The sequence below is a fragment of the Celeribacter persicus genome, from assembly GCF_003050785.1.
In the GTDB taxonomy this organism is placed as follows: Bacteria; Pseudomonadota; Alphaproteobacteria; order Rhodobacterales; family Rhodobacteraceae; genus Celeribacter; species Celeribacter persicus.
In genome coordinates, this window is the sequence record NZ_QAOH01000014.1 from 1 (window position 1) to 13,496 (window position 13,496).

General features: G+C 61.2%; 15 protein-coding genes. 9 read left to right on the plus strand and 6 right to left on the minus strand.

All coding sequences use genetic code 11. The annotated features are described in order from the left end of the window. Nucleotides 1-92 precede the first annotated feature (92 nt). A complete protein-coding gene (locus C8N42_RS15405) occupies nt 93-479 on the minus strand; it encodes a hypothetical protein (RefSeq protein ID WP_107817472.1) in 387 nt (128 codons plus the stop codon). Between the two features lie 308 nt (nt 480-787). Here C8N42_RS15405 and tig point away from each other — a divergent pair, with 308 nt between their 5' ends. Both tig and aqpZ read left to right on the plus strand, forming a co-directional pair. After that, nucleotides 788-2,116, plus strand: a complete 1,329-nt coding sequence (gene tig, locus C8N42_RS15410; RefSeq protein ID WP_107817473.1) for a trigger factor — start codon at nt 788-790, stop codon at nt 2,114-2,116. A gap of 176 nt (nt 2,117-2,292) precedes the next feature. Continuing rightward, complete coding sequence (gene aqpZ / locus C8N42_RS15415) at nt 2,293-2,985, plus strand: aquaporin Z (RefSeq protein ID WP_107817474.1); 693 nt, start codon at nt 2,293-2,295, stop codon at nt 2,983-2,985. Nucleotides 2,986-3,133: 148 nt separating this feature from the next. On the opposite strand, the gene C8N42_RS15420 is transcribed toward aqpZ, so the two are convergent. The 4 genes from C8N42_RS15420 to rpsF all read right to left on the minus strand — a co-directional run bounded on the left by C8N42_RS15420 (nt 3,134) and on the right by rpsF (nt 5,116). Continuing rightward, the gene (locus C8N42_RS15420; protein WP_107817475.1) at nt 3,134-3,604 is read right to left on the minus strand and encodes a transglycosylase SLT domain-containing protein; all 471 of its coding nucleotides are present in this window, start codon (nt 3,602-3,604) and stop codon (nt 3,134-3,136) included. Between the two features lie 282 nt (nt 3,605-3,886). Continuing rightward, nucleotides 3,887-4,495 carry a 50S ribosomal protein L9 gene (gene rplI / locus C8N42_RS15425; RefSeq protein WP_107817476.1) on the minus strand — a complete coding sequence of 203 codons (609 nt, stop codon included), beginning with the start codon at nt 4,493-4,495 and terminating at the stop codon, nt 3,887-3,889. Between the two features lie 12 nt (nt 4,496-4,507). Further along, nucleotides 4,508-4,735 carry a 30S ribosomal protein S18 gene (gene rpsR, locus C8N42_RS15430; RefSeq protein WP_028957713.1) on the minus strand — a complete coding sequence of 76 codons (228 nt, stop codon included), beginning with the start codon at nt 4,733-4,735 and terminating at the stop codon, nt 4,508-4,510. Nucleotides 4,736-4,759: 24 nt separating this feature from the next. Further along, entirely contained in the window at nt 4,760-5,116 is a 357-nt protein-coding gene (gene rpsF / locus C8N42_RS15435) for a 30S ribosomal protein S6 (protein ID WP_107817477.1), read from the minus strand. A gap of 337 nt (nt 5,117-5,453) precedes the next feature. Here rpsF and C8N42_RS15440 point away from each other — a divergent pair, with 337 nt between their 5' ends. The 4 genes from C8N42_RS15440 to C8N42_RS15455 all read left to right on the plus strand — a co-directional run bounded on the left by C8N42_RS15440 (nt 5,454) and on the right by C8N42_RS15455 (nt 8,429). After that, entirely contained in the window at nt 5,454-6,098 is a 645-nt protein-coding gene (locus C8N42_RS15440; protein WP_107817478.1) for a hypothetical protein, read from the plus strand. Between the two features lie 112 nt (nt 6,099-6,210). Then, nucleotides 6,211-7,140 carry an ACP S-malonyltransferase gene (fabD, locus tag C8N42_RS15445; RefSeq protein ID WP_107817479.1) on the plus strand — a complete coding sequence of 310 codons (930 nt, stop codon included), beginning with the start codon at nt 6,211-6,213 and terminating at the stop codon, nt 7,138-7,140. Nucleotides 7,141-7,230: 90 nt separating this feature from the next. Further along, nucleotides 7,231-7,968, plus strand: a complete 738-nt coding sequence (gene fabG, locus C8N42_RS15450; protein WP_107817480.1) for a 3-oxoacyl-ACP reductase FabG — start codon at nt 7,231-7,233, stop codon at nt 7,966-7,968. A gap of 227 nt (nt 7,969-8,195) precedes the next feature. Then, nucleotides 8,196-8,429, plus strand: a complete 234-nt coding sequence (locus tag C8N42_RS15455; RefSeq protein WP_009571390.1) for an acyl carrier protein — start codon at nt 8,196-8,198, stop codon at nt 8,427-8,429. Nucleotides 8,430-8,514: 85 nt separating this feature from the next. Here C8N42_RS15455 and C8N42_RS15460 read toward each other — a convergent pair whose 3' ends face one another. Further along, a complete protein-coding gene (locus tag C8N42_RS15460; protein ID WP_107817481.1) occupies nt 8,515-9,663 on the minus strand; it encodes a PilZ domain-containing protein in 1,149 nt (382 codons plus the stop codon). Between the two features lie 137 nt (nt 9,664-9,800). Between C8N42_RS15460 and fabF the strand changes: the two genes are divergently transcribed. From fabF to C8N42_RS15475, 3 genes are all read left to right on the plus strand, one after another. Then, nucleotides 9,801-11,063 (plus strand): beta-ketoacyl-ACP synthase II, encoded by a 1,263-nt coding sequence (gene fabF, locus C8N42_RS15465; RefSeq protein WP_107817482.1) that lies wholly within the window; start codon nt 9,801-9,803, stop codon nt 11,061-11,063. A gap of 1 nt (nt 11,064) precedes the next feature. Then, complete coding sequence (mltG, locus tag C8N42_RS15470; protein WP_107817483.1) at nt 11,065-12,240, plus strand: endolytic transglycosylase MltG; 1,176 nt, start codon at nt 11,065-11,067, stop codon at nt 12,238-12,240. 63 nt (nt 12,241-12,303) lie between these two features. Continuing rightward, nucleotides 12,304-13,494 carry an APC family permease gene (locus C8N42_RS15475; protein WP_107817484.1) on the plus strand — a complete coding sequence of 397 codons (1,191 nt, stop codon included), beginning with the start codon at nt 12,304-12,306 and terminating at the stop codon, nt 13,492-13,494. Nucleotides 13,495-13,496: the final 2 nt, after the last annotated feature.

Consider the following 13,496-nt stretch of genomic DNA (forward strand, 5'->3'; position numbering starts at 1 on the left):
CTGCCGCAAGAAGGGAAAAAGTGGACGACTTTTACGCCGCCCGCACCGTCAATACGACGGCGCTACCGTGGTCTAATTTTGCACCGCCGTTCTCAACCGCTCAGAGGGTCATGCGTACTGCCGTAATCGAGGAAGGTGTTGTAGAGTTTGCCTTCCACAGTGCCTTCGCCGAAATCGGCTTCCATGGTCATTTCTCCGACCATGGTTCCGGGAATTCCGCCTGTTGAAGCAATGGTATCAGCCGCAAAGACACCGCTCATCGAGGCGGTGTCCTGAGTGGGTGCGGTGTCAACCCGTGTCGCGGCACTCATATCCGCTGCGACACTGTCTGCCGCCACCGCATTTTCTTCATACCGGTTCCAATCCGGTTGATTGCCGGTCACGCCGCCACCGCTGCCGGACTCTTCATCCGTACTCTCGCCACAGGCGACAAGAGTGAGGCAGGATAGGGCGATCAGGGCGGAGGGGATGAGTTTCATGATGGAACCTGCTCATTGTAAATTCTTGATTGGTGACTGTGTATCAGCCGTATTGTAACCGGAGCAAGGACTTGGGGCGCTTGCGGTATGCCGCCCGGCCAATCGCCTCGGCGGTGTTGCACGCGCTCCACAAAAGCGGTTGAGGCGGCACCGGGATTATCCGGTCTTCAAGGGGGACGGAATCGCCTTGCACGATGGGCTTTGACCGCCTAGAAGGGCGACTGATTTACACGGTCGCCTTTCGTTGCGGCCTGACTGGACGTACAGACGTATCAAACAGACGTACAAGACGTAAGAAGGACGCCAAGATGCAGGTCACCGAGACCCTGAACGAAGGTCTGAAGCGCGGCTATCAGATCACCATCACCGCCGCCGAGCTGGACGACAAAGTTACCGCCAAGCTCAAGGAAGCCCAGCCGGAAGTCGAAATGAAAGGCTTCCGCAAGGGCAAGGTGCCGCTGGCGCTGCTCAAAAAGCAATTCGGCCCGCGCGTTCTGGGCGAAGCCATGCAGGAAACCGTCGATGCGGCGATGAACGACCACTTCGAGGCCTCTGGCGACAAACCGGCGATGCAGCCGAACGTCACCATGGAAGGCGGCGAAGAGTGGAAAGAGGGCGACGATGTCATCGTCACCATGACCTACGAAGCCCTGCCGCAGATTCCGGAAGCCGATCTCTCCACCGTGACGCTCGAAAAGCTCGTTGTCAAAGCCGGTGCGGATGAAATCGAAGATGCGCTGAAGAACCTCGCAGCGACCGCGCAGAACTTCGAGGACAAGGACGGTGCGGCCGAAGATGGCGATCAGGTCGTGATCGACTTCAAAGGGTTCGTCGATGGAGAAGCTTTCGAGGGCGGCGAAGCGGAAGACTACCCGCTGGTGCTGGGCTCCGGCTCCTTCATTCCGGGTTTCGAAGAGCAGCTTGTCGGTCTGAAAGCCGGTGACGCGAAAAACGTCGAAGTGAAATTCCCCGAAGAGTACGGCGCCGCCAACCTCGCCGGTAAAGACGCCACTTTCGAGTGCACTGTCAAAGCCGTGAAAACCCCGGTAGCGGCCGAGATCGACGACGAACTGGCGAAAAAATTCGGAGCCGAAGATCTCGTTGCGCTGAAAAACCAGATCACCGAGCGTCTCGAAGCCGAGTATGCCGGTGCGGCCCGTGCGATCATGAAGCGTGGTCTGCTTGACCAGCTCGACACCAAAGTGTCCTTCGAACTGCCGCCGAGCCTTGTCGAAGCCGAAGCCAAGCAGATTGCGCACCAGCTCTGGCACGAGGAAAACCCGGACGTGCACGGCCACGATCACCCGGAAATCGAGACCACCGAAGAGCACACCAAACTGGCCGAACGCCGCGTGCGCCTTGGTCTCCTGCTGGCTGACATCGGCCAGAAACAGGAAATTCAGGTCACCGACGCCGAGTTCACTCAGGCCGTGCTGACCCAGGCCCGTCAATACCCGGGTCAGGAGCGTCAGTTCTTTGAATTCGTGCAGCAGAACCCGCAGATGCGTCAGCAGATCCAGGCTCCGCTGTTCGAGGACAAAGTGGTCGACTACATCGCCGAGCAGGCTCAGGTGACGGAAAAAGAGGTCTCGAAAGAGGACCTCGAAAAAGCCGTCGAAGCGCTCGACGAAGAATAAGACATAAGCCTGAAAAGGGCATCTCGCATCGAGCGAGGGACAGAGGGCCGCTCCTGAAAAGGAGCGGCCTTTTCCGTCAAAACGGCCATTCGATATGACTGCGCCATCATGGAATTCCCCATGTCAGAGAGACCGCCCGGTGCTACGGGAAAGGAAATCTGTACAGGAGAAACTTCATGATGAAGAAACTTATGGCGGAAGGTCTTGGGACTTTCTGGCTGGTATTCGGCGGATGTGGCAGCGCAATCTATGCCGCCGGGGTACCGGATGTCGGCATCGGTTACGCGGGTGTGGCACTGGCCTTCGGTCTGACGGTGCTAACCATGGCCTATGCGGTCGGGCATATCTCGGGCGGTCATTTCAACCCGGCGGTGACGCTGGGTCTTGTGGTGGCCGGGCGTCACCCGGCCAAAGAGCTGCCGGTCTATTGGGGCGCGCAAGTCGTCGGGGCCATTCTCGCGGGGGCGGCGCTTTATGTCATTGCCTCCGGCATGACCGGGTTCGCGGGCACGGGCGGTTTTGCGTCCAACGGCTACGGCGAACTGTCGCCGCAGGGGTATTCCCTGCTGGCCGCTCTGGTGATCGAGATCATCCTGACCGCAGGGTTCCTCTTCATCATCCTCGGCTCGACCTCGAAAGGCGCACCGGCAGGGTTTGCGCCGATTGCTATCGGTCTCGGTCTGACGCTGATCCACCTGATCTCCATTCCGGTGACCAACACTTCGGTAAACCCGGCACGCTCGACCGGCGTGGCCCTGTTTGCGGAGACGGCCGCGTTGGGTCAACTCTGGCTGTTCTGGGGGGCGCCGCTCGTCGGGGCCGTGATCGGCGGGGTGCTCTGGAAACTGGTGTCGACGACCGAGGATTGATCCTCAGGACCGCTTTGAGACACAGGGAAAGGCTGCTTCGGAAACGAGGTAGCTTTTTTCTATTCGGGATGTGTCACAAGCAAAGAAAAAGGGGGCTCTGCCCCCTCGCTTCGCTCACCCCCGGGATATTTCCGGACAAAAGAAGCGTTTAGCTGCGTAGCCCCGTCTCATACAGAAGGCCTTGTTTCTTGGCCTCATAGTAATAGCCGCGCGCGTACCAGCCCATGGCGCGGTCGATGTCGCCGCCGGAGACGAGATAAGCGCCACGCAGGTATTTGCCCGCGTATTTCAGGTTTACATCTGCGTTCAGAAGGTCTCTCGGTTCGCCCTGAAAGCCCATGGTGCGCGCGGTTTGCGGCAGGATTTGCAGGAGGCCCCAATACGGCCCGTTGCGTGCCGCCGGGTTATGGGTGCTTTCACGCACGGCCTGACGATGTACCAGCTCACGCGGAATTTCGTAATGGTCGGCCCATTTGTTGATCAACGCCCGCAGTTCCGGTGTCTCATTGGGGTAGAGCGGCGGATCGAAGGAGCGGGCACGGGAGACTTCAGCCTTGTTGCCACAGGCTGCGAGGGCGAGGGCGGACAAGAGGAAGGTCCGGCGGGCGACTGCGGTCATTCGAGAACTCTTTGAAAGTTGAACTGAGTTTATTGACCATGTTTCGGACTCTCTGCCAAGTCTCGCGAGAACGTATCGGCAAAACCCCGCCGTTCCGGTTTTTGTGCTTTAAAGCGTTTTTCTTTTTATCTGAGGCAGGGAAAAAGAAAAACGCAGTGCAGCATATAAACGTTGTGAGCTTTTCACACTAAATCTGTGATTCAGCTTTAATGCGAAACGCTTTAGCCAAAGAAAAAGCCCCGCCGGTGAGCGGGGCTTTCAAAATCGTGGAGAGGAAGAAGATTACTCTTCTTCGGTCTCGGCAGCCGGAGCGGCGAAGTCTTCGTCGTCGGAGGCGGCGCCACCGATGTCGTCGAAAAGCTCCGCGATCTCGAATTCGGCCTGGGCTTCGGCTTCGGCGGCAAGTTCCTGAATGGATTTGCCAGCGGACTGAAGCTCGGCTTCTTCTTCCGAGCGGGCCACGTTCAGGATGATCGTGGCGTCGACTTCCGGGTGCAGGAGGACGTGCACTTCGTGCAGGCCAAGTTCCTTGATCGGGGCTTTCAGAGCGACCTGTTTGCGGTCGATGGAGAAGCCGCCGGCGGTCGCGGCCTCGGCGGCGTCACGCGGGGTGACGGAGCCGTAGAGCGAACCGGAGTCGGAGGCGGAGCGAATCACGACGAATTTCTCGCCGTCGAGTTTCGCGGCCAGAGCCTCGGCCTCTTTCTTGGTCTCAAGGTTGCGGGCTTCGAGCTGGGCTTTCTGAGCTTCGAAAGCCTTGATGTTCGCCTCGGAGGCACGCAGCGCCTTTTCCTGCGGCAGCAGGAAATTGCGGGCGTAGCCGTCCTTGACGGACACGACATCGCCCATCTGGCCAAGCTTGGCCACGCGTTCGAGAAGGATAACTTCCATTGGATCTACTCCTTACTTCACAGCGTAGGGCAGCAGGGCGAGGAAGCGAGCGCGTTTGATGGCACGGGCCAGTTCACGCTGTTTCTTCGCAGAGACTGCGGTGATGCGGGACGGGACGATCTTGCCGCGCTCGGAGATGTAGCGCTGGAGAAGACGGGTGTCCTTGTAGTCGATGGCGGGCGCGTTCTCGCCAGAGAACGGGCAGACTTTACGACGGCGGAAAAACGGTTTAGCGGCCATGGGTTAGGTCCTTTCCAAACAAGATTACTGACGACGCGGACGACGCTCTTCGCGGTCGTCGCGTTTCTGCATCTGGACGGAGGGGCCTTCCTCATGAGCGTCGACCTTGATGGTCAGGACGCGCATCACGTCGTCGTGCAGACGCATCAGGCGTTCCATTTCCTGAATGGCATCCGACGGAGCGTCGGTGCGCAGGAAGGCGTAGTGGCCCTTGCGGTTCTTGTTGATCTTGTAGGCCATCGTTTTGACGCCCCAGTATTCGGATTCGACGACTTTACCGCCGTTGTCCGACAGCACGGTGCCAAAATGTTCGATGAGACCTTCGGCCTGCGCGTTGGACAGATCCTGACGCGCAATGAAGACATGCTCGTAAAGCGGCATGGAGACTCCAGTTCATTTCAGGCGCATTTCATAGGGCGGGCGTTTGGCCTTTTCGCGGCCCGTCCACGAGAGACTGCGCGGTTCATACGTGTCTTGCGAAAAGGATGCGCCTTTATACGCATCCTGCGTGTTGGCGCAAGGGAGAATTCCCCGCAATTTGCCCGTGATTTACCAAGGCTTGTCCGGGTCGGACAAGCCAATGCGGAGTTGCCGCTACGGCAATGGGCGAATGGCGGGCAATGGCGCGAAAACTCCGTCTGCAGGCCACAATCCCGCCCAGATTAACCAGGATGACTCAACCTCAGGTGGATGAGACAACAATGAGGGAAAGAAGGTGATGACCTTTTCTTCCGGTCTGGAAAAAGATGCGCACTTCGGAAACGGGACAATCGCCCGTCTCGAACGCGGCTGGGGCTACAGCCTTGTGCGCAAGGATGGGATGGACGGGATGCGGGCGCGGGCGGAAACGCTGTTGCGGATCGGCTCCGTCCTGTGTTTTGCGGGCATGGCCGGGCTCTGGCTTTTGCCGGGGTCGACATTTACGTTCGGCGTTCTGGGGATCAAGGTCGGGCTTTCGGTCGCTCTCGGCCTGATTGGGTTGGCCTTCGGTCATCTCTCTGAGCGCGGGCTGATGCGCGAGGTGCAGGTCGATCTGCAACGCGGGCAGTTGCGCTTGGTCTGGCGCAACCGGAAATCGGAGGCCCGGCTGAACACGGTGATCGGGTTCGCCGAAATCGGATCGGTGTTCCTGCGACGCCTGCCCGGAGCGGGGCGGCTGACCCAGTTGAACCTGCGATACGGACGTTCTGGCGAGGTCATGACGCTGTTCACGGGGGAGGAAAATCTGATGCGTGAGGTCTGGTACGATCTGAACGGCGATCTGCACCCGGAGGAGCAGGAACAGGTGCAGCCGTCGCGGGTGAAGGCCGCGCCCTCGGGACAGACTGGCGTGACACGGAGCCTGCCGCGGGCTTTGCGCTGATCTATCCGCGTTTTGCCGGGTTCACCCTTCTTTCCGTCTGTGCTGCCTTGCCGTGCGGGCGCGGGATCGTTAGACCCGTGTCCGACAGAGACAGACATGTGGAGGGGCGGGCATGACGCGCGCATTCGTGTTTCCGGGGCAAGGCGCCCAGACGATCGGCATGGGCAAGGCTTTGGCCGCGGCCTATCCGGCGGCGAAAGCCATTTTCGATGAGGTGGACGAGGCGCTCGGCGAAAAGCTCTCCGCGCTGATCTGGGAGGGGGATATCGAGACTCTGACCCTGACGCAGAATGCCCAGCCGGCGCTGATGGCGACCTCTCTGGCGGCGATGCGGGCACTTGAGGCCGAAGGGTTTGCGGTGACGGACGCGGCATTCGTGGCCGGGCATTCGCTTGGCGAATATTCCGCGCTGGCGGCGGCGGGCGCGATTTCCGTGGCCGACACGGCGCGGCTTTTGCGCACACGCGGTCAGGCGATGCAGGCCGCCGTTCCGGTGGGCGTGGGCGCGATGGCCGCACTTCTGGGTCTCGATTTCGCGACGGTGAAAGAGGTGGCCGAAGAGGCCGCGCAGGGTCAGGTTTGTCAGGCCGCCAATGACAACGATCCGGGGCAGGTCGTGGTCTCCGGTCACAAGGACGCCGTGGAGCGAGCAGTCGAGATCGCCAAGGAGAAGGGTGCGAAACGCGCGGTGCTTCTGCCGGTATCCGCACCGTTCCATTGTGCTCTGATGGGGCCCGCGGCGGATGTGATGGCCGAGGCGCTGGACGATGTGGAGATTTCGGAGCCGGTTGTGCCGTTGGTGGCCAATGTGCGCGCCGCCGCCGTGACCGATCCGACGCTGATCCGCGCGCTTCTGGTCGAGCAGGTGACGGGGTCGGTGCGCTGGCGCGAATCCGTGGCCTATATGGCGGAGCAGGGTATCACCGAAATCTGGGAAATTGGCGCGGGCAAGGCACTTTCTGGGATGGTGCGGCGGATCGAGAAATCCATCGCCTGCACCGCGATCGGCACGCCTGAGGATATTGCAAAGCTGAAGGAATAAGGGGCGCTGCCCCTCACCGCGCCTTTTGGCGCGGCTCACCCCGGGATATTTAGAGACAAAAGAAGCAGGATGCTTCGGGAGAGAGTGGAAATGTTTGATCTGACTGGGAAAAATGCGCTGATCACCGGTGCGTCCGGCGGCATTGGCGGGGCGATTGCCAAGGCGCTTTACGATGCGGGCGCAACGGTCGCACTGTCCGGCACGCGGGTCGAGCCGCTGGAGGCTTTGGCGGCGGAACTCGGTGAGCGGGCGCATGTGCTACCCTGCAACCTTTCGGACAAGGAGAGTGTCGAGGCGTTGCCGAAACAGGCCGCCGAGGCCATGGGGTCGGTCGATATTCTGGTGAACAACGCCGGCATCACGCGCGACAACCTGTTCATGCGCATGTCGGATGACGAATGGGACAGCGTGCTAAACGTCAATCTGACCTCGACCTTCCGTCTGTGCAAGGGTGTGCTGCGCGGCATGATGAAGGCGCGCTGGGGCCGGATCGTCAATATTTCCTCCATCGTGGGGGCGACCGGCAATCCGGGGCAGGGCAACTATGCTGCGTCCAAGGCGGGTATGGTCGGCATGTCCAAATCGCTCGCTTATGAGGTGGCGACGCGGGGCATCACGGTGAACTGCGTGGCGCCCGGTTTCATCGCAACGGCGATGACCGAAAAGCTGACGGACGACCAGAAAGACAAGATCAACGCCCAGATCCCGGCGGCGCGCATGGGCACGCCGGAAGAGATCGCCGCGGCGGTGTTGTATCTGTCCTCTCAGGAAGCGGGCTATACCACCGGCACGACGCTGCACGTCAACGGCGGCATGGCTATGCTCTGAGCGCATAAGTCCCTTCCCGACGTGGCGTCACAAAACATTTGCCACCGGGGTGGATTGTGCTATGAGCAGCGCAGATTGAGCCACGCGGGCAGGTGTTTGCCAGTTGTTTGTGTGGTGCATGACCCGAGGACGGGGTTGCAATGACCCGGTTCCGGCGGCATGTAGAACGAGTGGCCCGAGGGCCGGATCTAAATTGGGCATCGGGCCCGAAATTGTGAGGAAAGAACATGAGCGACATCGCAGATCGCGTGAAAAAGATCGTTGTCGAGCATCTCGACGTGGAAGAAGACAAAGTGACGGAAACCGCGTCCTTCATCGACGATCTGGGCGCTGACAGCCTCGACACCGTCGAGCTGGTCATGGCTTTTGAGGAAGAGTTCGGCATCGAGATCCCGGACGACGCTGCCGAAACCATCCAGACCTTCGGCGACGCGGTGAAGTTCATCACCGAAGCTTCCTGATCGGATCACTCCGAGCGGGCCCCGTTCGGGGCGGAATTTCAAGACGGCGCGCTCGGTGAGTGCGTCGTTTTCTTTTGTGGGTACCTCAGGCGGCAAGCTCGGGATGAGGATCGCCGCTCCCCGTGTCGTCCGGAGGATCGTCCTCCTTTGCCAGAGCCCCGAAAGCCAGCGCTTCGGCACGATCTGCGGCGATCTGTGCGGCATGGGGGCCGAGCAGGCCCTTGAGTTCCGCCTCGGTCAGTTGGCGGTCGAATTTCAGGCCGAGAAAGTGGTTGTTGCGCCAGATCACGCGGGCTTTGCACTCGACCGGGCCACAGGTCAGTCGCACCCTCTGGCGGAGCTGCAATTCATGGCTGCTTTCGATCTTGCAACCCACCTGGCTGATGTCGAGCACCTCACCGATGACCGGCAACACCCCGTCGAAAATCACCACGGGCAGCGCGCATGGGTAACGAATGGCCCGGCGCTGCACAATGCCGCAGCGCATCCAGATCCAGACGGCGATGGCGGTGATGAAGGTGAACATGCCCAGCACGAAGGCGACGTTGCCCGACGGGCTGAGCGGCATGGCAGACGTTGTACTGCGCGCCGGCTTTTGCCCGGCCGGGCGGAAGTCATCGAAATTGTCCGGATCGACCGGGGGCTCTGGTTCGGTCTCTTCCTGCGACATGGAGGTGACGATTTTCGAAATTTCCTGCATGCCACCGGTGAGACGGGCCATCAGGCTGTCCTTAGGTGTGTCGCTGGCGTTGAGGTGATCGGGCGCGGTTGGGTCGCAGGGCGTGGCGGTGAGATAGCGCGAAAGGCTGTCCGCCTGCGCACCAAAGCGCGGATCGCCGCCGTACCTTTGGGCCATTTCGCCCCAGTTTTCCTGATGCAAATCCAGAAGATGCCGTCGCGAGGAAATGAAATCCATCAGCGGTTTTTCATTGACGCCGAGATCGGCCTCGTGGATCTGTTTCAACAGATGGTCGCGTTCATAGCGCTCCATTTCGGTGCGAAACTGGCGCGCACTGTCGTGCTCCTTCAGGGTGCCGAGGTCGGCGACATAGGAATTGGCGCTGTCGTTGAGTGCCGTGAGCCAGCCTTCCAACCCGCAGGAGGGATCGGCGGAGGCGGTACGCACAACGGGACCGCCAGGTATCGAAACGAGGCAGAGAGCCAGAGTAAACCAGCGCCGGCGCAGGGCGGTGAAGGGCCAAACCTGCCACATATCGGGACCAAAATCGCGCATGTCCCTATTGATATGCCCGAAACCCTCAATATCTGGTTACCGGCATACCGCCGATTTGGGGTTCCGGGTGCGTCCCGGTCTTCCATCGGGGGGCGGAGCCGTGTAAGAAAACGCAGACGAAAAATGAGGGGGCACGGATGCGCCGAGTAGTTGTCACTGGACTTGGGATGGTTTCGCCGCTGGCTTGCGGTGTGGAGGAGACCTGGACGCGAATTCTGGCTGGCGAGTCCGCCGCCGGAACGATCCAGCGGTTCGATGCGAGCGGGCTTGCGACGGATTACGCCTGTGAGGTGAAATTCGGCGACGGGACGAACGGCACGTTCAATCCGGACGACTGGATGGCCCCGAAAGACCGCAAGAAGGTCGACGATTTCATTCTGTTCGGCATGGCGGCGGCGGAACAGGCGCTCACCGATGCCGGGTGGAAACCCGAGGATGAGGAAGATCGTCTGCGCACTGGCGTGCTCATCGGGTCGGGCATCGGGGGGTTGTCCTCCATCGCGGATGCGGCGATCATCCTCAAGGAAAAAGGTCCGCGCCGGATTTCTCCGTTCTTTATCCCCGGTTCTCTGATCAACCTGATCTCCGGTCAGGTGTCGATCCGCTACGGGTTCAAAGGGCCGAACCATGCAGTGGTTACGGCCTGCTCCACGGGCGCGCATGCCATCGGCGATGCATCGCGGCTTATCATGCTGGGCGATGCCGATGTCATGGTCGCGGGCGGTGCGGAAGCGGCGATCTGCGAACTGGGCATTGCGGGCTTCAACGCCTGCAAGGCGCTGTCGACCAAGCGCAAGGACGATCCCTCCCACGCCTCGCGCCCCTATGACGCGGATCGCGACGGGTTCGTCATGGGCGAGGGTGCAGGCATCGTGGTTCTGGAAGAATACGAACACGCCAAGGCGCGCGGCGCGAAAATTTATGCCGAAGTGGTGGGCTATGGCCTGTCGGGCGACGCCTATCACATCACCGCGCCTTCTGAGGACGGGGACGGCGGCTATCGCGCGATGCAGGCGGCACTGGCGCGGGCTGGTCTTGAGCCGAAGGACGTGGATTACATCAACGCCCATGGCACTTCGACCATGGCCGATGTGATCGAACTGGCGGCGGTCGAGCGCCTCTTGGGCGATGCTGCAGACACCGCGACCATGTCCTCGACGAAATCGTCCATCGGTCACCTTCTGGGCGCGGCTGGCGCGGTCGAGGCGATCTTCTGCGTGCTGGCGATCCGCGATCAGGTGGCACCGCCGACGATCAACCTCGAAAACCCGGCGGTCGAGGCCAGACTCGATCTGGCGCCGAATGCCAAGCGCGAGCGCAAGATTGACGTGGCTCTGTCGAACTCCTTCGGCTTCGGCGGCACCAACGCCTCTCTGGTTCTGAAGAAGGTGGACGGCTGACATGTGGCGATCCATCGCCTCGAATGCGCTGACCCTGTTCATCGTCGTCCTCATCGCTCTGGCGGGGGGGATTGCCTGGGGCAAGCGGCAATATGTGGCCAAGGGGCCGCTCGATCAGGCGATCTGCCTGCGTGTGCCGTCGGGCTCGACCATGCGGCGGGTGTCGGAGGATCTGGCGGAACAGGGCGCGATTACCAACCCGTCTGTTTTCCGCATCGGGGCGGAGTATTCCGACAAGTCGCAACAGCTCAAGGCCGGGGCGTTCCTCGTGGACGAGGGCGCGTCGATGGCGCAGATCGTGGATATCATCACTCGTGGGGGGGCCTCGACCTGTGGCACGGAAGTGGTCTATCGGATCGGGGTGAACCGCGCACTGATGCAGGTGCGCGAGCTTGATCCCGCGACCCAGAGCTATGTCGAGACGGTGGAATTCCAGCCCGGTCCCGAGGGCGAGGAAGGCGATGCCATCCCCGAGGGCTACACCAAAGTGCGCAGCGATGCGAACACCCGTTACCGGGTTCTGGTGGCCGAGGGCACGACGGTTTGGCGTGTGGTCGAGAGCCTGAAGGGGGCGGATTTCCTCACGGGGTCCGTCGAGGCGGAGGAGATGCCGTCCGAAGGGATGCTGGCACCCGACAGTTACGAGGTGAGCGAGGGCACTGACGTGGACGATCTGATCGCCCGCATGGTCGCCTTGCAACAACAGCGTATCGACACGGTCTGGGCGACGCGTGTGGACGGGTTGCCGTTCGACACGCCGGAGGAAATGCTCACCATGGCCTCGATCATCGAGAAGGAAACCGGTGTTGCCGAAGAGCGGCGTCAAGTGGCCTCGGTGTTCGAGAACCGCTTGAAACGCGGTATGAGGCTGCAAACCGACCCGACGGTGATTTATGGCGTGACCAATGGGATCGGTGTTCTGGGGCGTGGCCTGCGCCAGTCGGAACTGCAATCGAACAGCCCCTACAACACCTATGTGATCGAAGGGATGCCGCCGGGACCGATCGCCAATCCGGGACTTGAGGCGATGCAGGCGGCGGTGGAGCCGGACGAAACGCCGTATCTGTTCTTCGTGGCCGATGGCACGGGCGGGCATGCGTTTGCGGAAACGCTCGCGGAGCACAACGCCAATGTCGCCAGGTGGCGGGAGATCGAGGCGCAGCGCGCCAGCGAGTAATGTTTTGATATGGATTGAAAAAGGCGCGGCGCGGGTCGCGCCTTTTGTTTTGGGAGAGCGCCCATGGAAACCATCGCCATCATCATCGCGACGCTCGCGGTTGCGGGGCTTTTGAGCTGGCCACGGCTCTCGGGGGCAAAACTCTGGAAAGCGACGATCACGCCGCTCGCGTCAATCATCGGTTCGGGTTTTCTCGTCCTCGGGCCGATCCTGGCACAGGCTTACGGCGCGTGGACCCCGCTCGCCATGGCGCTTCTGTGCGCGCTTGCCTATGCCATCGGTGCCGCGGTGCGGTTCAATATCGCGGCTCTGGCGCGTGCGCCGCATGGCCCGCGTACGGCGTGGATGGAACGGCTCGCCTCCTGGGCTCTGGCCTTCGCCTATGTCATCTCGGTCGCTTATTATCTCAACCTTCTGGGGGCTTTTGCCGTCAGCCTCACGCCATGGGACACGCAATTGGCCGGGCGCATCGTGACCTCGGCAGTGTTCGGCGTGATCCTGATCGTGGGCTGGACGCGGGGGTTCAAGGCGCTGGAGCGGATGGAGCAGGTTTCCGTAGGCCTCAAACTCGCCATTATCGCCGGGCTTTTGATCGGGCTTGGATGGTTCTTTGTGGGCAAGGCGCAGGGCGGGACGCTGATCGTGACGCCCGCGAGCCTGACCGGATGGGCGGGGCTGAGCCTGTTGTTCGGGCTGATCGTCACCGTGCAGGGGTTCGAGACCTCGCGCTATCTGGGCGAGGAGTATGACGCCGCCACGCGGGTGCGTTCGATGAAGCTTGCGCAATGGGTCTCGACCGCGATCTACATGGTCTATGTCGTGCTCATGGCCTACGTGTTCCGTCCCGATCAGATCGAAACCTCGGAAACCGCGATCATCGACATGATGCGGATTGTCGCGCCGGTCCTGCCCGTGATGCTGGTGATCGCGGCGCTTGCGGCACAGTTCTCTGCAGCGGTGGCGGATACCTCTGGCTCCGGTGGACTGGTCGAGGAACTCACAAAGGGGCGTGTGCCTGTGAAGGTGGGCTATGCGGTGCTGGTCGTGCTCGGGCTGGTGCTCACTTGGGCGCTCGACGTGTTCCAGATCATCTCATGGGCATCCAAGGCCTTTGCCGCCTATTACACGGTGCAGGGGGCGATTGCCGTGGGGCTTGCACGGCGGGAGGACAAATCCATAGCCCATGTCGCCTTCTTCACCACTGTCACAGGGATCGCGGCCATGGTGACGCTGTTCGGGACGGCTGTGGAATAAGC